The sequence below is a fragment of the Streptomyces sp. A1136 genome, from assembly GCF_004795055.1.
GTDB lineage: Bacteria > Actinomycetota > Actinomycetes > Streptomycetales > Streptomycetaceae > Streptomyces.
In genome coordinates this window covers 62,712-79,271 of the sequence record NZ_SSBJ01000012.1, presented here as the reverse complement: position 1 = coordinate 79,271, position 16,560 = coordinate 62,712, and the positions used below count along the sequence as shown (strand labels likewise).

Annotated in this window: 15 protein-coding genes and 1 tRNA gene; 7 read left to right on the top strand and 9 right to left on the bottom strand. The window is 71.6% G+C overall.

The features are described from left to right. The first annotated feature begins 174 nt into the window (after positions 1–174). From E6R62_RS14095 to E6R62_RS14085, 3 genes are all read left to right on the top strand, one after another. Positions 175–1,329: a DUF3631 domain-containing protein gene (locus E6R62_RS14095; RefSeq protein WP_136213742.1), complete on the top strand. Its 1,155-nt coding sequence runs from the start codon at positions 175–177 to the stop codon at positions 1,327–1,329. A gap of 272 nt (positions 1,330–1,601) precedes the next feature. Continuing rightward, on the top strand, positions 1,602–1,802 hold the full coding sequence (locus tag E6R62_RS14090; protein ID WP_136213741.1) for a helix-turn-helix domain-containing protein: 201 nt from the start codon (positions 1,602–1,604) through the stop codon (positions 1,800–1,802). A 66-nt stretch (positions 1,803–1,868) separates the two neighbouring features. After that, positions 1,869–3,290, top strand: a complete 1,422-nt coding sequence (locus E6R62_RS14085; protein ID WP_136213740.1) for a tyrosine-type recombinase/integrase — start codon at positions 1,869–1,871, stop codon at positions 3,288–3,290. A 47-nt stretch (positions 3,291–3,337) separates the two neighbouring features. Here the strand turns inward: E6R62_RS14085 and E6R62_RS14080 are convergent. Next, positions 3,338–3,412 (bottom strand) — tRNA-Thr (locus tag E6R62_RS14080). A 203-nt stretch (positions 3,413–3,615) separates the two neighbouring features. Here E6R62_RS14080 and E6R62_RS14075 point away from each other — a divergent pair. The 3 genes from E6R62_RS14075 to E6R62_RS14065 all read left to right on the top strand — a co-directional run bounded on the left by E6R62_RS14075 (position 3,616) and on the right by E6R62_RS14065 (position 6,252). Beyond that, positions 3,616–4,707 (top strand): ABC transporter ATP-binding protein, encoded by a 1,092-nt coding sequence (locus E6R62_RS14075; RefSeq protein ID WP_136213739.1) that lies wholly within the window; start codon positions 3,616–3,618, stop codon positions 4,705–4,707. A gap of 204 nt (positions 4,708–4,911) precedes the next feature. Next, positions 4,912–5,325 carry a hypothetical protein gene (locus E6R62_RS14070; RefSeq protein ID WP_136213738.1) on the top strand — a complete coding sequence of 138 codons (414 nt, stop codon included), beginning with the start codon at positions 4,912–4,914 and terminating at the stop codon, positions 5,323–5,325. A 156-nt stretch (positions 5,326–5,481) separates the two neighbouring features. Continuing rightward, positions 5,482–6,252, top strand: coding sequence for a nucleotidyltransferase family protein (locus E6R62_RS14065; protein ID WP_136213737.1), 771 nt, complete (start codon positions 5,482–5,484; stop codon positions 6,250–6,252). A gap of 277 nt (positions 6,253–6,529) precedes the next feature. On the opposite strand, the gene E6R62_RS14060 is transcribed toward E6R62_RS14065, so the two are convergent. The 6 genes from E6R62_RS14060 to E6R62_RS14035 all read right to left on the bottom strand — a co-directional run bounded on the left by E6R62_RS14060 (position 6,530) and on the right by E6R62_RS14035 (position 12,991). Then, the gene (locus E6R62_RS14060; protein WP_136213736.1) at positions 6,530–8,113 is read right to left on the bottom strand and encodes a DoxX family protein; all 1,584 of its coding nucleotides are present in this window, start codon (positions 8,111–8,113) and stop codon (positions 6,530–6,532) included. Positions 8,114–8,276: 163 nt separating this feature from the next. Further along, positions 8,277–9,248 carry a 23S rRNA (guanosine(2251)-2'-O)-methyltransferase RlmB gene (rlmB, locus tag E6R62_RS14055; protein ID WP_136213735.1) on the bottom strand — a complete coding sequence of 324 codons (972 nt, stop codon included), beginning with the start codon at positions 9,246–9,248 and terminating at the stop codon, positions 8,277–8,279. A 95-nt stretch (positions 9,249–9,343) separates the two neighbouring features. Further along, positions 9,344–10,744 (bottom strand): cysteine--tRNA ligase, encoded by a 1,401-nt coding sequence (gene cysS, locus E6R62_RS14050; RefSeq protein ID WP_136213734.1) that lies wholly within the window; start codon positions 10,742–10,744, stop codon positions 9,344–9,346. 104 nt (positions 10,745–10,848) lie between these two features. Further along, a complete protein-coding gene (gene ispF / locus E6R62_RS14045; protein ID WP_136213840.1) occupies positions 10,849–11,325 on the bottom strand; it encodes a 2-C-methyl-D-erythritol 2,4-cyclodiphosphate synthase in 477 nt (158 codons plus the stop codon). A 73-nt stretch (positions 11,326–11,398) separates the two neighbouring features. After that, a complete protein-coding gene (ispD, locus tag E6R62_RS14040) occupies positions 11,399–12,145 on the bottom strand; it encodes a 2-C-methyl-D-erythritol 4-phosphate cytidylyltransferase (protein WP_136213733.1) in 747 nt (248 codons plus the stop codon). Between the two features lie 363 nt (positions 12,146–12,508). Continuing rightward, a complete protein-coding gene (locus E6R62_RS14035; protein WP_003953493.1) occupies positions 12,509–12,991 on the bottom strand; it encodes a CarD family transcriptional regulator in 483 nt (160 codons plus the stop codon). A gap of 693 nt (positions 12,992–13,684) precedes the next feature. Here E6R62_RS14035 and E6R62_RS14025 point away from each other — a divergent pair. Continuing rightward, on the top strand, positions 13,685–14,353 hold the full coding sequence (locus tag E6R62_RS14025; protein WP_136213732.1) for a DUF461 domain-containing protein: 669 nt from the start codon (positions 13,685–13,687) through the stop codon (positions 14,351–14,353). Positions 14,354–14,456: 103 nt separating this feature from the next. Here the strand turns inward: E6R62_RS14025 and E6R62_RS14020 are convergent, their stop codons facing one another. Together E6R62_RS14020 and E6R62_RS14015 are read right to left on the bottom strand one after the other, a co-directional pair. Further along, positions 14,457–15,137 (bottom strand): response regulator transcription factor, encoded by a 681-nt coding sequence (locus tag E6R62_RS14020; RefSeq protein ID WP_030387286.1) that lies wholly within the window; start codon positions 15,135–15,137, stop codon positions 14,457–14,459. Next, the gene (locus E6R62_RS14015; protein ID WP_136213731.1) at positions 15,134–16,423 is read right to left on the bottom strand and encodes a cell wall metabolism sensor histidine kinase WalK; all 1,290 of its coding nucleotides are present in this window, start codon (positions 16,421–16,423) and stop codon (positions 15,134–15,136) included. Before E6R62_RS14015 ends, E6R62_RS14020 begins: the two co-directional genes overlap by 4 nt. Positions 16,424–16,560: the final 137 nt, after the last annotated feature.

The following is a 16,560-nucleotide window of genomic DNA, read 5'->3' as shown; positions in this document are numbered from 1 at the left end:
CTGGCTCCACATCACCGCCCCCGGCCGCGGCACCACCCCCACCGCCCGCTCCTGGTGCGCGTGCGGGCGCGACCTCTTCGCCGCAGGCCAGACCCGCGCCCTAGCCCTGATCTCTGACCACGACCGCCACCGCACCACTTGCCCCCTGTGGGCCGACGACAGGAGCGCCGTCGCATGACCCTCACCACCGTCCACCCTGTCCCCACCGCCACCGAGGCCCCGGAGCAGACGCCCGAGGGAGCGACTGTTCTCGACGCGGTGGAGGCCTTCCACCGGCGCTTCAACGTCTTCCCGAGCGAGGCCGCATACGTGGCGGTCGCGCTGTGGGACGCCCACGCACACCTCCTCGAAGCGTTCGACGCCACTCCGCGGATCGCGTTCCTGTCACCGGAGCCCGGCTCAGGTAAGTCCCGCGCACTGGAGATCGTGGAGACTTTGGTCCCCGCGCCGATGGTGGCGGTCAACGCCTCCCCGGCCGCGCTCTTTCGCGCCGTCTCCGGCGGCGAGGGACGGCCGACCATCCTGTTTGATGAGATCGACACCGTCTTCGGGCCGAAGGCGGGGGAGAACGAAGAACTGCGCGGGTTCATCAACGCCGGCCACCGCCGCTCCGGCGTCACCTACCGGTGCGTCAGCGACGGCGCGGGCAACCAATCCGTCGTCGGCTTCCCCTCGTACTGCGCCCTCGCCGTAGCCGGATTGGGCAATCTCCCTGACACGATCCTGACCCGCTCCGTCGTCATCCGCATGCGCCGCCGGGCCCGCTCGGAGAAGGTCGAGCCGTTCCGCGCGCGCCTGCACACCACCGAGGGCCACGCCCTCAGGGACCGACTCGCCACCTGGGCCGACAACGTCCGAGACCGCATCACCGGAGCCTTCCCCGTCATGCCCGACGGAGTCACCGACCGGCCCGCCGACGTCTGGGAACCCCTCCTCGCCGTCGCCGACGCCGCCGGCGGCGATTGGCCCGACCGCGCACGGGCCGCCTGCGTCGAACTGGTCACCGCTGCCGAGAGCGACGACAAGGCGAGCCTCGGCGTCCGCCTCCTCACCGACCTGCGCGACCACGTCTTCGGCGACATCCCCCGCCTCCCCACCGCCGCCGTCCTCGAACAGCTCCGCTCCCTGGACGAAGCCCCCTGGGGTGACATGAACGGCCGCCCCCTCGACGCCCGCGGGCTCGGCCAGATGCTCCGCGAGTACATGACCGGCCACAACCGCCCGATCGTCGCCCGCAACATCAAGACCGCCGGGACCGTGCTCAAGGGCTACTACGCCGACGACCTCGCCGACGCCTGGACCAGGTACTGCCCGCCCCCCGGTTCCTGAAAGTCCGCTACCTCCGCTACCGCCGCTACCACGCAGGTCAGACCACCTGGGGAGGTAGCGGCAACACCCCGAGGTAGCGGCAAAGATCCGCTACCCCAACCCGCCACCGGCCTCGTACTCACCCCAGGCCGGTGGCGGCACTCATCCGCTACCGCTACCTCATCCGCTACCCGCACACCGCCCCTGACCTGCCCGGTAGCGGAGTAGCGGCGGTAGCGGACCTCTGAGGGACAAGAACCGCCCCGACATCCGATCACCGTGGAGGCACTTCGATGACCACCGCAGCCATGCCCGTCGCCCCAGTCCTCTGCACGGTCGAGTTGGCGGCCGAGTTGCTCTCGCTCGGCCGCTCCACCCTCTACGAGCTGATGGCCGCGGGTGAGCTGCCGTTCGTCAAGGTCGGTCGCGCCCGCCGTATCCGCCGGACCGACATCGACGCGTTCGCCGCCCAGCTCCAGCCCCAGTCCGTCTGATCTCAGCAGCACAGCCGCAGGCGGCCCCGGGCAGTCCCCGGGGCCGCCTTTCGCATGGAGGAGTACATGAGTCCACGCAAGCCGAACATGGAGTCGTCCATCTACCTGGGCAGTGACGGGTGGTGGCACGGTCGAGTCACGATGGGCGTGAAGCCCGACGGCGGCCCGGACCGCCGGCACCGCCGGGGCAAAACCGAGGCGGAAGTCGCCAAGAAGGTCCGCGAACTGGAGAAGCTGCGCGACGAGGGCCGGGCCACGAAGGCGGGGCGAAAGCCGACCGTGGCGGAGTGGATGGACACGTACCTGTCGACAATCGCGAGTCTCAAGCTCAAGCCGCGGTCGCTGGACGACTACTGGTCCAAGACCCGGAACGACATCATCCCGGGCATCGGCAAGCACCGCCTCGACAAGCTAGCCCCGGAGCACCTGGAGGTGATGTACGCGGTGATGCTGGAGGAGGGGCACGCCGCGTCCCACGTGCTCAAGGTGCACCGAATCCTCTCCCGGGCCCTGAAAATCGCCCACCGCCGCAGGATCATCAACGAGAACGTGGCCACCCTGGTGGACCCGCCGTCCGTGGACGAGACGGAGGCGAACCCGTTCTCGCGGGACGAGTCGAAGGCCTTCCTCGCCGCGGCAGCCAAGCGGCCCACGTTCATGCGTTGGGCCATCGGCGTCGGAATGGGCTTCCGGCAGGGGGAGGCCCTCGGACTGCGCTGGCAGTACGTCGACCTGGAGCACGGAGTGTTCCACCCTGCCTGGCAGCTCCAGCGGCTCACGTGGAAGCACGGCTGCAAGGACGCGCACGCCTGCGGGGCCCGGCTCCACCGGTTCGAGCCGTGCCCGGCCGACTGCTCGGTGCACAAGGGCTACAAACGCGGGTGTCCCCCGCCCTGCCCGAAGACCTGCCGGCGGCACGCCAGCACCTGCCCCGAGCGCAAGGGCGGGGGCCTGGCCTTCACCCGGCCCAAGACGAAGAAGAGCCAGAACCCCGTCCCCATCCCGCCCCCCTTCCTGCCGTACCTCGCGGAGCACAAGGCGAGGCAGGACGAGCAGCGCCAGGCGGCCGGCGACCTCTGGGAGGAGTGCGGCGCGGTGTTCACCCGCGCCGATGGCCGGCCGCTGGACCCGCGGGCCGACTGGGAGGAGTTCAAGGAGCTGCTCGCGGAGGCGGGGATCAGCGACCGCCGACAGCATGACGGCAGTCGTCACACGGCCGGCACGATCCTGAACGAGCTGGGGGTGGACATGCCCACCATCATGGAGATCCTCCGGCACACCCAGATCAGCCAGACGCGCCGCTACGTCAAGGGCCGCTCCGAGCTGTCCCGCGAGGCGATGCGCCGGATGGGAGAGGCCTTCATGCCGGCGCCCGCGACCCGCTCCGCGCCCGCCCCGGGACCGGGTCCCGGACCCGTGTCTGAGACCAGAACTGAGACAGAGAACACCCGTGCGGCCCGCGCCCGTCGTCGCCGCAAGATCCGCTGACATAAGACAGCCCAGCTCAGACGAGGTCTGAGCTGGGCTGTCCGCAGAGCCCCCTGTCGGATTCGAACCGACGACCTACGCATTACAAGTGCGTTGCTCTGGCCGGACTGAGCTAAGGAGGCGATGCGACGCTGCGCGGCGCGCAGAATCGCCTTCACTTTACACAGCCCGCCAACCCGCCAGCCAAGAACTTTCCGACGTCACGTCCCCGGGGTGCTGACAGGAGGCGGGCGGGCCGGTAGCGTCGGGCGGAGTCCGCTTACTGGACTAGACCTTCCACTCGGATCGTCCGGCACGTTCCTGCCGGTAGAAGGGATTCACCACCATGGCTTCTGTCACCTTCGACAAGGCGACCCGGCTGTACCCCGGCGGCGACAAGCCCGCCGTCGACCAGCTTGAGCTGGAGATCGAGGACGGGGAGTTCCTCGTGCTCGTCGGCCCCTCGGGCTGCGGCAAGTCCACCTCGTTGCGCATGCTCGCCGGCCTGGAGGACGTCAACGGCGGCGCCATCCGCATCGGCGAGCGCGACGTGACGCACCTGCCGCCGAAGGACCGGGACATCGCGATGGTGTTCCAGAACTACGCGCTCTACCCCCACATGTCCGTCGCCGACAACATGGGCTTCGCCCTGAAGATCGCCGGCGAGGACAAGGCGACCATCCGGCGCAAGGTGGAGGAGGCGGCGAAGATGCTCGACCTCACCCAGTACCTCGACCGCAAGCCGAAGGCGCTCTCCGGCGGCCAGCGCCAGCGCGTCGCGATGGGTCGCGCCATCGTGCGCAAGCCGCAGGTGTTCCTCATGGACGAGCCGCTGTCGAACCTCGACGCCAAGCTCCGCGTGTCGACCCGTACGCAGATCGCCGCGCTCCAGCGGGACCTCGGCATCACCACCGTCTACGTCACCCACGACCAGGTCGAGGCCATGACCATGGGCGACCGGGTCGCGGTCCTCAAGGACGGTCTGCTCCAGCAGGTCGACACCCCGCGCAACATGTACGACCGGCCCGCGAACCTCTTCGTCGCCGGGTTCATCGGCTCGCCCGCCATGAACCTCGTCGAGGTGCCGATCACCGACGGCGGCGTGAAGTTCGGCGAGAGCGTCGTCCCCGTGTCCCGCGAGGCGCTGACCGCCGCCGCCGAGGCGGGCGACCGCACGGTGACGGTCGGCGTGCGTCCCGAGCACTTCGACATCGGCGACACCGGCGGCCTGACGATCACGGTGAACGTGGTCGAGGAACTCGGCGCGGACGGCTACGTCTACGGCTCCGTCGCCGACGCCACCGCCGGCAAGCAGGACCTCGTGGTCCGCGTCAACGGCCGCAAGGTGCCCGAGAAGGGCGCGACGCTGCACGTGATCCCGCGCCCCGACGAGATCCACGTGTTCTCCACCTCCTCCGGCGCCCGCCTCTCCGACTGACGGGCCGCACACCGCCGGTGAAGGGGCGCTCCGTCAAGGGGCGCCCCTTCGCGGCGAGTTGCGGCGGGCCGTAACCGGAATCCCGGGCAGATCGGGCCATTCGGCCCTACTCGTCAACCCGCGAATCGAAAAGCCACGTCGAACCGTCCCCCGACCGGGTGACCGAATGTCGTCACACCTTCACCGAGCGCTACTCTCGCCTTCGTGACCCACACTGCCCGCCGTATCGGCCGTTCCCTCGCCCTGGTCCTGCCCGTCGTCCTGGTCCTGTCCGGGACGCTGGCGGTCACCATGGTCCCCTGGGCGGACAACTCCTCCTCCCAGATCCTGACCGCCTCCGCCGAAGGCGTGTCCGTTCCCGCCAAGCCGCGCGCCGCGCAGGATCTGCTGCGCGACAAGCTCCTCACCGAGCTGCGCCAAGGCGAGGAGCCGGGCGACGTCCTCACGCACCTCCAGCAGGAGGTCGACCGGCGGCCCTCGCTCGCCGAACACTGCGTGGGCATCGCGCGGGCGCTGGGCCGGGCCGCCGTCGAGGCCTACGGGCCGACGAAGGCGCAGTCCTTCGCCCGCCCCGTCTGCGACACCTCGTACGCGTCCGGCGTCGCCTCGATGGGCTGACGGTGCTTCCGGCCGGTTGACGGCCGTCCGGCCGGGCTGCGGGTCAGGCATCCGGCCCGGCTGCGGGTCGGGCGTCCGGTCAGTGGTCGAGACCGCCGTCCGCTCGTCCGTCGAGTCGGCCGCCGCCGCAGGAGGCCCCCTCCTACGCTGGCGGACATGACCGACGTTTCCCCCGTACCGCCCCAACCCCCTTACGACACTGCCGCGTTCCCGGCTGCCCCCACCCAGGCCGTGGTCCTGGCGGGCGGCCAGGGTACGCGGCTGCGGCCGTACACGGACGACCGGCCCAAGCCGATGGTCGAGATCCCAGGAACGGGCATGCCGATCATCGGGCACCAGCTCGCCTGGCTGGCGGCGGAGGGGGTGACCGATGCCGTCGTCTCCTGCGGGCACCTCGCCGGCGTCCTCCAGGACTGGCTCGGCCGGACCCGGCTGCCACTGCGCGTGACGACCGTGGTGGAGGCGCAGCCGCTGGGCCGCGGCGGCGGCCTCAAGTACGCCGCGCGGCACCTCCCGCACCCGGACCGGCCCTGGTACGCCACCAACGGCGACGTGTGGACCCGGTTCTCGCTGCGCGAGATGGCCGCGTTCCACAAGGAGCGGGACGCGGTCGCGACGCTGGCGCTGGCCCGGCCGCGCATCCCGTGGGGGGTCGTGGAGACCAATGAGTTCGGGCAGGTGCTGGACTTCATCGAGGCACCGCAGTCGCCGTATCCCGTCAACGCCGGCGTGTACGTGTTCAGCCCGCGGTTCGCCGCGCTGCTGCCCGACGTGGGCGACCACGAGCGCACCACCTTCCCCCGGCTGGCCCGCGAGCGCCGCCTCGCGGGCTTCCCGCTGCCCCAGGGGGCCTACTGGCGGGCGATCGACACGGCGAAGGACCTGACCGAGGCCGCCAGGGAGTTGGCCGCGTACGGCGGCTCCTGAGCGGTCGCACGGGGGCGGCGGCCCATGCCGCGCCGAGGCGTACGAAGCCACCGGACGCCCGCACCCCGCCCGGAACCGACGCCCGCCGCCCGCGCCCCGCAACCGGCCCACCCCGCACCCCGGCGCCGCGGGCACCCCACCCGCCCGGAGCGCCCAACCCCTGGCACCAAGGCGGCCCGGCATGCCGAAGGGCCCGGCGCGCTCCTCGCGCGCCGGGCCCCCGACCTCGTGGGACGGTCCTCGGCCGGACCCGAAGGTCTCGGCCGGACCGACGGCCTCAGCCGAGCAGACCGCCGACCAGACCGGGCTTCTTGGCGGCGCCGCCGCCACCGCTGCCACCGCTGCCGCTGCCCGAGGACGACGTCGGTGGCTGCTGCGGGCTGGACTGGCGCGGAGTGCTGCGCGGAGTGGTCTGGCTCCCCGCGCCGCTGCGGCTCGCGGATGGTGACTGCGCGGCCGTCCCGGCGCTCTGCGACGGCGCCGAACCGGCGCCGCCCCGACCGGACTTGGCGGCTGGCGTGGACGCGCTCGCCGAGGGCGTGGCGGGCTTCGAGGGCTGCTGCGAGGGCTGCCGCTGCTGCTTGGCCGGGGCCTGCGCCGGCAGCGGGGTGCCGGGCAGGTAGTTGCTCGGGGCCCGACCGGGTCCGGGAACGGTGACCACGGCGGTGGACCGGACGGCCCCGCCGAGGAGCGAGCCGACGAGCAGGGTCAGCCCGCAGATCACACCGCCCATGAGGGCTCCGCGCCGCAGTACGCGCCGGCGCAGTTGCCAGACTTCGGAGCGCGGGCCGAGCGTCCGCCAGGCTTCGCCCGCCAGGCGCCCGTCGAGCGAGTAGACGGGGGCGCCCGCGATGATCAGCGGGCTCCAGGCGGCGAGGTAGATGATGTCGGGCGCGTCGTACGCCGGGACGGTCTTCCAGCTGACCGTCATCAGCAGTGCGGCGGACAGCAGCGCGCCGAAGCAGGCGGCGAACCGCTGCCACAGTCCGAAGACCGTGAGCACGCCGACGATGACCTGGAGGAACGCCACGGTGAGCCCGGAGCCCACGGGGTGCGCGAGCGCGAAGTCGCGCAGCGGCTCGGCCAGTGCCCAGGGATGCAGGGTGTGCAGCCAGGTGACCATGGAGCCGCGTTCACCGCCGTCGAAGTAGACGGGGTCGCACAGCTTGCCCATGCCGGCGTAGATGGAGATGAAGCCGAGGAAGACGCGCAGCGGGAGCAGCACGACGCCCAGGTTCATCCGGCGGCCCGGGTAGTACGAGGCCTGGGCGCGGGCGTCGGAGGCCTGCCGCCGGGACTGGTCGGCGCTCCCGCCGTCCTCGTCGTAGGCGTCGTCGTAGGCGTCGTCGTACCCGCGGGGCGGCCCGTAGTCGTAGGCCGGCCGCCCGGGTTGCCGGACCGCGCCGATGGGGCGGGTATCGTCCGGGTCGCCGTAGGTGCGCTGCCCGATGACGGTCGGCGTGGCGAGCGTGTCGTCGGCGAGGTCGTGCGCGAGGTCGACGCGCGGGATGGTCTGGGTGGCTCCCCCGTCGAAGCGGTCGTGGCCGCGCCCCGCCTCCCGGGCGGCCTGGAGCAGTCCTCCCATCGCGGCGGTGTCGCCGGCGTCCGCCTTGCCGCTCCAGACGACGGGGGCCCGGCGGCGGGTCGCCCCGGCGGCCGCGACCGCGGCGCCGCCGAGGACGGGCGCCCGGCCCTGGGCGTTGGAGGGCATCGAGGGCTTGGAACGCGCGCTCGGGCTCGGTGCGAGCCGCACGCGGAAGCTTGCGTGGTTGACGATGACCTGTGCGGGATCGCACGGCACCTTGACCATGCTCAGCGCGGGCTGGTCGTCGAACCCTGACGTTCTGGTGTCCACACTCATCTAACCGAGTGACGAGTGATAAGGACACTGCCTTGACAGCAGGGATGTGTCCGAGACCCGTCAAGATCAAGTCACCCCGCCCGGACGGGGCGGGGTGACACGCTCACGGGTCACGCTCCCTGGGCCAACCGGATCAAGGGAGTGGGCCGGACGGGCCGGGCGATCAGGTGCGCGGCGCCTCGGCGCGGCGGCGGGCGGCCTCGTACAGCACGACGCCCGCGGCGACACCGGCGTTCAGCGACTCGGCGCCGCCCGGCATCGGGATGCGGACGAGGTAGTCGCAGTTCTCGCCGACGAGGCGGCCGAGGCCCTTGCCCTCGGAGCCGACGACGATGACGACCGGACCGGCGAGCGCCGGCAGGTCGTTGACGGTGTGCTCGCCTTCGGCGGCGAGACCGACGATGGCGATGCCGGCCTTCTTGTAGTCCTGGAGGGCGCGGGTCAGGTTGGTGACGCGGGAGACCGGCGTACGCGCGGCGGTGCCGGCGGAGGTCTTCCAGGCACCGGCGGTCATACCGGCGGCGCGGCGCTCGGGGATGACCACGCCGTGACCGCCGAAGGCGGAGACGGAGCGGACGATCGCGCCGAGGTTGCGCGGGTCGGTGACACCGTCGAGGGCGACGATCAGCGGGTCCTCGCCGTTGTCGTAGGCGGCGGTGGTGAGGTCCTCGGGGTGCGCGTACTCGTACGGCGGGACCTGGAGGACCAGGCCCTGGTGGTTGAGCCCGTTGGTCATGCGGTCGAGCTCGGGGCGCGGGGCTTCCATCAGGTTGATGTTGCCGCGCTGGGCGGCGAGCTGGAGGGCCTCGCGCACGCGCTCGTCGTTGTCGATGAACTGCTGGACGTAGAGGGTGGTGGCCGGGACGCCGTCGCGCAGCGCCTCGAAGACCGGGTTGCGGCCGACGACCATCTCGCTGGTGCCCTTGGGGCCGCCGCGGCGGGGGGCGGGGCGGCGCTTGGCGGCCTGGCGGGCCATGGCGTTGCTGATGCGGTTCGCCTTGTGCTTCTTGCGGTCCTCGGCCTTGGGCGTGGGGCCCTTGCCTTCCAGGCCCTTGCGCCGCTGGCCACCGCTGCCGACCGTAGCGCCCTTCTTGTTGGACGTGCGGCGGTTCCTGCGCTGGCTGTTCCCGGCCATGACCTCTACCTGTTTTCGTTGGTGCTGCGGTGTGTACGTATGAAGAGTGTGCCGCCCGGGACGCCGGGCGGCACAGCGGGACTGCTCCGGTGGGCTCAGCGGGGGCCGAGCGTCCAGCGGGGTCCCGTGGGACCGTCCTCGATGACCAGGCCGGACTGCTGGAGCTGGTCGCGGATCGCGTCCGCGGTGGCCCAGTCCTTGCGGGCACGGGCGGCTTCGCGCTGTTCCAGGACCAGGCGCACCAGGGTGTCCACGGCGCCGTGGAGGTCCTCGCCGCGATCGGCCTCGCCGACCCAGGACGGGTCGAGCGGGTCCAGGCCGAGGACGCCCAGCATGGCCCGTACCTCGGACAGGCGTGCGATGGCCGCGTCCTTGTCGTCGGCGGCGAGGGCGCTGTTGCCCTGCCGGACCGCCGTGTGCACGATCGCGAGCGCCTGCGGCACGCCCAGGTCGTCGTCCATGACCTCGGCGAAGGCGGGCGGCACTTCGGCGGCCGGCTCGACGGGGCCGCCGGCCTTCTCGATCACGCGCTGGCAGAAGCCCTCGATGCGCGCGAAGGCGGACTCCGCCTCGCGCAGCGCCTCCTCGCTGTACTCGATCATCGAGCGGTAGTGCGGGGTGCCGAGGTAGTAGCGCAGGACGATCGGACGCCACTGCTTGACCATCTCGGAGACGAGCACCGAGTTCCCGAGGGACTTGGACATCTTCTCGCCGGACATGGTGACCCACGCGTTGTGGACCCAGTACCGCGCGAACTCGTCGCCGAAGGCCTTCGCCTGGGCGATCTCGTTCTCGTGGTGCGGGAAGATCAGGTCCAGGCCGCCGCCGTGGATGTCGAAGACGCTGCCCAGGTACTTGTGCGCCATCGCGGAGCACTCCAGGTGCCAGCCGGGACGGCCGCGGCCCCAGGGGGTCTCCCAGTCGGGCTCGCCCGGCTTGGACGCCTTCCACATGGCGAAGTCGCGCGGGTCCCGCTTGCCGGTGATGCCGTCCTCGGAGGGCTGGCGCAGGTCGTCGATGGTCTGGTTCGACAGGGACAGGTAGCCGGGGAAGGAGCGCACGTCGAAGTAGACGCTGCCGTCGGCCGCGTAGGCGTGACCGCGCTCGATCAGGACGCGCATCATCTCGATCATCTCCGGCACGTGGCCGGTGGCGCGGGGCTCGTAGGTGGGCGGGAGGCAGCCCAGGGCTTCGTAGCCGTCGTTGAAGGCGCGCTCGTTGTCGTAGCCGATGGACCACCAGGGGCGGCCCTGCTCGACCGACTTGGTGATGATCTTGTCGTCGATGTCCGTCACGTTGCGGATGAAGGTGACGTCGTAGCCGCGGTAGCTGAACCAGCGGCGCATGATGTCGAAGTTCAGGTATGAGCGGACGTGCCCGATGTGCGGGGCGGCCTGCACCGTGGCGCCGCACAGGTAGATCGAGACACAGCCCGGGGTGACCGGGGTGAAGTCGCGGATCTGCCGGGCGCTGGTGTCGTACAGGCGAATAGTCACGGCATCCAGGGTAGTGGGCCCGTAGCAGTGCCCCGCGACCGTTCGGGGACGCGGGGCACTGTTTGTTGTCGCGGCGGGGTCGCCGTAGGGCCCGCCGGGGGCCGCTAGGTCCGGTTCGTCCGGTAGACGAGGGCCGTGGCGATGGCGGCGAGGCCTTCGGCCCGGCCGGTGAGACCGAGACCGTCGGTGGTGGTGCCGGAGACGGAAACGGGGGCGCCGGCGGCGGCCGTGAGCGCCTTCTGCGCTTCCTCGCGCCGCTTGCCGATCTTCGGGCGTACGCCGATCACCTGGATGGCGACGTTGCCGATCTCGAAGCCCTCGGCCCGGACGATACGCGCGGCCTCCGCGAGGAGCGTGACGCCCGCGGCACCGGACCACTCGGGGCGGGAGGTCCCGAAGTGCGCGCCGAGGTCGCCGACACCGGCGGCCGAGAAGAGGGCGTCACAGGCGGCGTGCGCGGCGACGTCGCCGTCGGAGTGTCCGGCGAGGCCGTCCTCGCCCTCCCACAGCAGGCCGGCGCACCACAGTTCGCGCCCGGCCTCGAAGGCGTGCACGTCGGTGCCGATGCCGACGAGCGGCATCGGCGGGGCGGCGGCGGCTCCGGCGTCGTGACCGGTGGGGCCGGCGGGGCTGGCGTCGGCAGGGCCGGTGGGGTCAGTAGGCATCGGTGGCCCTCCTGCGGGCGAGTACGGCCTCGGCGAGGACCAGGTCGAGCGGACGGGTCACCTTGAAGGCCTCTTCGTGGCCGGGGACCGCCACGACGGTGACGCCGAGGCGTTCCACCATTCCGGCGTCGTCCGTGGCGCCTTCGCCGTTGACGGCGAACTTCTCGTGCGCGCGGCGCAGCGTGGCGAGGTCGAAGCCCTGCGGGGTCTGGACGGCGCGCAGCCGCGCCCGCTCCGGAGTGGCGACGACGGGCTCCGGCTCGCCGGGCTTGCCGGGCTCGACCTCCTTGACGGTGTCGGCCAACGGCAGCGCGGGCACCACGGCGGGCGCGCCGTCGCGGACCGCTTCCACGACGGCGTCGACGGTCTCTACGGGGACCAGCGGGCGCGCCGCGTCGTGGATGAGCACGCAGGTGACGTCCGCCGGGAGCGCCTCCAGGCCCGCGCGCACGGACCCTTGGCGGGTCTCGCGACCCGGTACGACGAGGATCTCGGTCCGCTCCGGCAGCGGGTGCTCGTCCAGCAGGCGGCGCACCTCGGCCGCTCCGTCGGAGGGGGCGACGACCACGACGAGGGACACCGCCCGGGAGCGGGCCATGGCGCGGACGGCGTGGATCAGCATCGGCGTCCCGCCGAGGGCCCGCAGAGCCTTGGGGGCGCCGGGGCCCAGGCGCACCCCCCGCCCGGCGGCCGGGATGACGGCGGCGGTGCGGTGGGGGCGCGATTCGTCAGACATCAGTAGCTCCGAGCCAGGTTTGTGACTTCGGCCGACATGGGTATGGCGTTGAACGTGACTCCGGGTGCGCCGCCCTCGCCCCTTCCGTGACGACCGGTCGAGTCGGCTGCCCGGACCCGGTGTGACACGTGCGGCCTGCGTGACACGTGCGATTGCGTGACACGTGCGATTGCGTGACACGTGCGATGCGCGCGAGAGCGCGGAGGCGCGAGCGCGAAAGACATATATGGGGACAGACATGCCGCAGCGCCCGGCAACAAGTCTCCTTGTCATCGGGCACCGCGGCACAACTGTCTGCGAAGGGCCTGCACGACGGGATCTGTGGAGCGGATCCCTCCGGCTCGTCGCGTAGGGGTTCTCGCGTCAGGACGCGAGGACCTCGTCGAGGAGGGCCTCGGCCTTGTCCTCGTTGGTGTTCTCGGCGAGCGCGAGCTCGCTCACCAGGATCTGGCGCGCCTTCGCGAGCATGCGCTTCTCGCCCGCGGAAAGCCCGCGCTCGCGCTCACGGCGCCACAGGTCACGCACGACTTCCGCGACCTTGATGACGTCGCCAGAAGCGAGCTTCTCCAGATTTGCCTTGTAGCGCCGGGACCAGTTCGTCGGCTCTTCTGCATACGGTGCGCGGAGCACCTCGAAGACCCGGTCCAGCCCGTCCTGGCCGACTACGTCGCGAACGCCGACGAACTCCGCATTGTCCGCAGGCACACGAACCGTCAGGTCGCCCTGGGCGACCTTGAGCACCAAGTAGGTCTTGTCCACGCCTTTGATCTGACGAGTCTCAATGGCCTCGATCAGCGCGGCCCCGTGATGGGGATAGACCACGGTGTCGCCAACCTTGAACGTCATGTGACAGGTACCCCTTCCGTGGCTATCCAGGGTAACACGAGAACTGACTGTTATGAATGGCGTTTTCGCAGGTCAGGGCACATCTCGGGGCTTGACAACAGCGACACGTACGTGCTGCGAAGGGCTTCCGGAAGGGGGTATTCGCAGGTCGGAGGCGCTGTGCGGACCGGACGAAACGACCACGCTACACCTGGGGGACGCGCCGTTCGGTGTGACGTACGTCCCGTTTTGCCGGGTTCGAAGGCCGGAAACCGAACTACTCCGTTCGACTGGCGGGCGCCTGTACGGAGCGGTTCCGGCCCAATCCTCGAATTGATCATCGGATGGCGTTCGGGGGAATCCGGAAAGCGATCGGCGAACGGCGTCCGAACCGCACGCCAACCGCGACCCCGGCGATCTTCGCGGGATATGGGGAATGCGAGATCGTCGGGCGGAGGGGGCCGTCGTCCTGGTGATCGCGGGCGGACGCCGCGAGTGATCGTGGACGGATCTCGCGGTGATCGCGAGGACCCGTACAGGGCGGCCCGGGCACTGCGGAGGGTCGGGTGCGGGGGCGGGGCGGCGGCTCGGTAACCTAAGCGCGCTGACACACCCTTAGGGCGGCTTTACCTCAGCCGTCCGACGGGGCACCTCCCCCAGCGCGAGCTGGGGTCGTCCACCTTCCGTCCGTACGTCCAAGGAGTTGCCGCCGCCGTGAGCCGCAGCCTTCGACGCGGCGCTCTCGCCGCTACCGCCATCGTGTTCTCGATCGCTTCGCTCTCCGCATGCGCTGCGGGCAGTGACGCGCAGACTCTGGAGATCAAGCCGGACAACGCCGCCGTCACCAAGGGCGACATCAAGATCCAGAACGCGCTCGTGATCACCCCGAGCACGAAGGACAAGAAGGGCCCGGCCGCCATCTCCGCGACCGTCTTCAACGGCGGCAGCAGCCCCCAGACCCTTGAGGGCATCACCCTCGCGGGTGGCAAGACCAAGGTGACGGTGAAGCCGGCCGAGGGCTCGGGCAAGGTCGTCGTCCCCGCCGGCGGCTCCCTGGTGCTGGGCGGCAAGGGCAACGCCTCCGCCGTGGTCGAGGGCGGCCGCGAGGCCGTTCAGGACGGCAACGTGCAGCAGGTCGTCTTCCAGCTGAGCGACACGGGCGACGTGAGGCTCGGCGCCTACGTCGTCCCCGGCGCGGGCATGTACGCCGCCTTCGGCCCGACCGAGGCCCCGGCCCCCGCCCCCGGCGCGGCCGGCGCGAGCCCCTCGGGCAGCCCGTCCGGGACCCCGTCCGGCGCGCCCGCCGGCACCCCCTCGGGCGCCGCGTCGGCAGCCCCGTCCGGCACCCCCTCGGGTTCGGCCTCGCACGCCGCCGGTCACTGAGACCCGCGGGAACACCACGTACCACGGGAAGGGCCCCCATCCGCTGCGGATGGGGGCCCTTCCCGTGTGGAGCGCCCGGTTGGGCGGCGAGCGCCGGTGCGGTCTACGGCTCGAACTTGTAGCCGAGGCCGCGGACCGTGACCAGGTAACGCGGTGCGCCCGGGTCCGGTTCGATCTTGGCGCGCAGGCGCTTGACGTGCACGTCGAGGGTCTTGGTGTCACCGACGTAGTCGGCGCCCCACACCCGGTCGATCAGCTGCATACGGGTCAGGACCCGGCCCGCGTTGCGCAGCAGCATCTCCAGCAGGTCGAACTCCTTGAGCGGGAGGTCCACCTTCCCGCCGGCGACGGTGACCACGTGCCGGTCCACGTCCATCCGGACGGGGCCGGCCTCCAGGGCCGCCGGGGTGACCTCCTCCGGCTCTCCGCGGCGACGCAGGACCGCGCGGATGCGGGCGACCAGCTCCCGCGAGGAGAAGGGCTTGGTCACGTAGTCGTCGGCTCCTATCTCCAGGCCGACGACCTTGTCGATTTCGCTGTCCTTGGCGGTCACCATGATCACCGGGACGTTGGAGCGGCCGCGCAGTTGGCGGCAGACTTCCGTGCCGGGCAGGCCGGGGAGCATCAGGTCGAGGAGGACGAGGTCGGCGCCGTTGCGCTCGAACTCGTCAAGCCCGTCGGGGCCGGTCGCGGCGATCGCGACCTCGAAGCCCTCCTTGCGGAGCATGTAGGACAGGGCGTCGCTGAAGGATTCCTCATCCTCGACGACGAGCACTCGGGTCACGGAAGGACCTCCGGGGCAGGGATGGCTGTTTCTGAGTCGAGCGGGGGTCGGGCGGTGGTGGCGGAGGCGGTGGCAGGTTCGACGGACGGGCTGCCGGCCGGGTCGGTGGGGGGCGCCGCCCCCGGGGCGGGGGCGCCCGCCTCGGGAAGGCGCAGGGTGAAGGTGGAGCCCTGGCCCTCCGAGCTCCACACCGACACCTCTCCGCCGTGCGAGGCCGCCACGTGCTTCACGATGGCCAGCCCCAGCCCGGTTCCTCCCGTGGCACGGGAGCGGGCGGGGTCGACCCGGTAGAAACGCTCGAAGATGCGCTCGCGGTCCTTTTCCGGGATGCCGATGCCCTGGTCGGTCACGGCTATCTCGATCAGATCTCCTCGCGGCGCGGTCACCCGGCGCGCGGCGATGCCGACGCGGGTACGGGCCGGGCTGTAGTTGACCGCGTTCTCCACGAGGTTTCCGAGGGCCGCCGCGAGCTGGCCGCGGTTGCCCCACACCCGCAGGTCGGCGGTGCCGCCGGCGGCCATGGTGATCTGCTTGGAGGTCGCGGTGTGGCGGCAGCGGTCGATGGCCTCCGCCACCAGGGTGTCCACCCGTACCGGCTCGGCGTCCTCCAGCGGGTCGTCGTTCTGTACCCGGGAGAGGTCGATGAGCTCCTGCACGAGGTTGATCAGGCGGGTGGCCTCGATCTGCATGCGGCCGGCGAAGCGGCTCACGGCCTCCGGGTCGTCACTGGCGTCCATGACGGCCTCGGAGAGCAGGGAGATCGCCCCGACCGGGGTCTTCAGCTCGTGCGAGACGTTGGCGACGAAGTCGCGGCGGACCGCCTCGATCCGGCGCGCCTCGGTCAGGTCCTCGACGAGCAGCAGCACCAGGCGCGAGCCGAGCGGCGCGACGCGGGCGGAGACGGCCAGGGCCTCGCCGCGGCCGGTGCCGCGCCGGGGCAGGTCCAGTTCGATCTGGCGTATCTCGCCGTCCCGGCGGGTGTCGCGGGCCATGTGGAGCATGGGCTCCACCGCGAGCTTGCCGCCGCGGACCAGACCGAGGGCGTACGCCGCCGAGCTGGCCTTGACGACCGCGTCCCCCTCGTCGAGCACGACGGCGGAGGAGCGGAGCACGGAGAGGACGGTGTCCACTCCGGGCGGGAGCACCGCGTTGATGTCGGGGCGCATGGAGCTCCGGGTGGGGCGGGCCTGGTCGCGCTCGCTCCAGCGGAACGCCAGCATCGCGATCACACCGGTGCACAAACCGGCGATCGCTGCAGCTGCGGCGACCGCCGCGTTCACGTCCATGCATCCAGGTTAAGCAGGCGCGATGACACTTCCACAGCCGTTCGGGTGGCAGCTCGAACACTCGTCGCCCAGAGTTCACCCTGGGGACGGGGCTGATTCACTTGGGGTGCCGGAGTCGGACGCGTTCACGGCCCACC

Bases quoted from the DNA above. Each gene is read 5' to 3' on its own strand.
- E6R62_RS14060 (WP_136213736.1), bottom strand. From the start codon at position 8,113: ATGAGTGTGGACACCAGAACGTCAGGGTTCGACGACCAGCCCGCGCTG.
- E6R62_RS14065 (WP_136213737.1), top strand. From the start codon at position 5,482: ATGACCGACGTTTCCCCCGTACCGCCCCAACCCCCTTACGACACTGCC.
- E6R62_RS14095 (WP_136213742.1), top strand. From the start codon at position 175: ATGACCCTCACCACCGTCCACCCTGTCCCCACCGCCACCGAGGCCCCG.
- E6R62_RS14015 (WP_136213731.1), bottom strand. From the start codon at position 16,423: ATGGACGTGAACGCGGCGGTCGCCGCAGCTGCAGCGATCGCCGGTTTG.
- ispD (WP_136213733.1), bottom strand. From the start codon at position 12,145: ATGTCTGACGAATCGCGCCCCCACCGCACCGCCGCCGTCATCCCGGCC.
- E6R62_RS14085 (WP_136213740.1), top strand. From the start codon at position 1,869: ATGAGTCCACGCAAGCCGAACATGGAGTCGTCCATCTACCTGGGCAGT.
- ispF (WP_136213840.1), bottom strand. From the start codon at position 11,325: ATGCCGCTCGTCGGCATCGGCACCGACGTGCACGCCTTCGAGGCCGGG.
- rlmB (WP_136213735.1), bottom strand. From the start codon at position 9,248: ATGGCCGGGAACAGCCAGCGCAGGAACCGCCGCACGTCCAACAAGAAG.
- E6R62_RS14090 (WP_136213741.1), top strand. From the start codon at position 1,602: ATGACCACCGCAGCCATGCCCGTCGCCCCAGTCCTCTGCACGGTCGAG.
- E6R62_RS14035 (WP_003953493.1), bottom strand. From the start codon at position 12,991: ATGACGTTCAAGGTTGGCGACACCGTGGTCTATCCCCATCACGGGGCC.
- E6R62_RS14075 (WP_136213739.1), top strand. From the start codon at position 3,616: ATGGCTTCTGTCACCTTCGACAAGGCGACCCGGCTGTACCCCGGCGGC.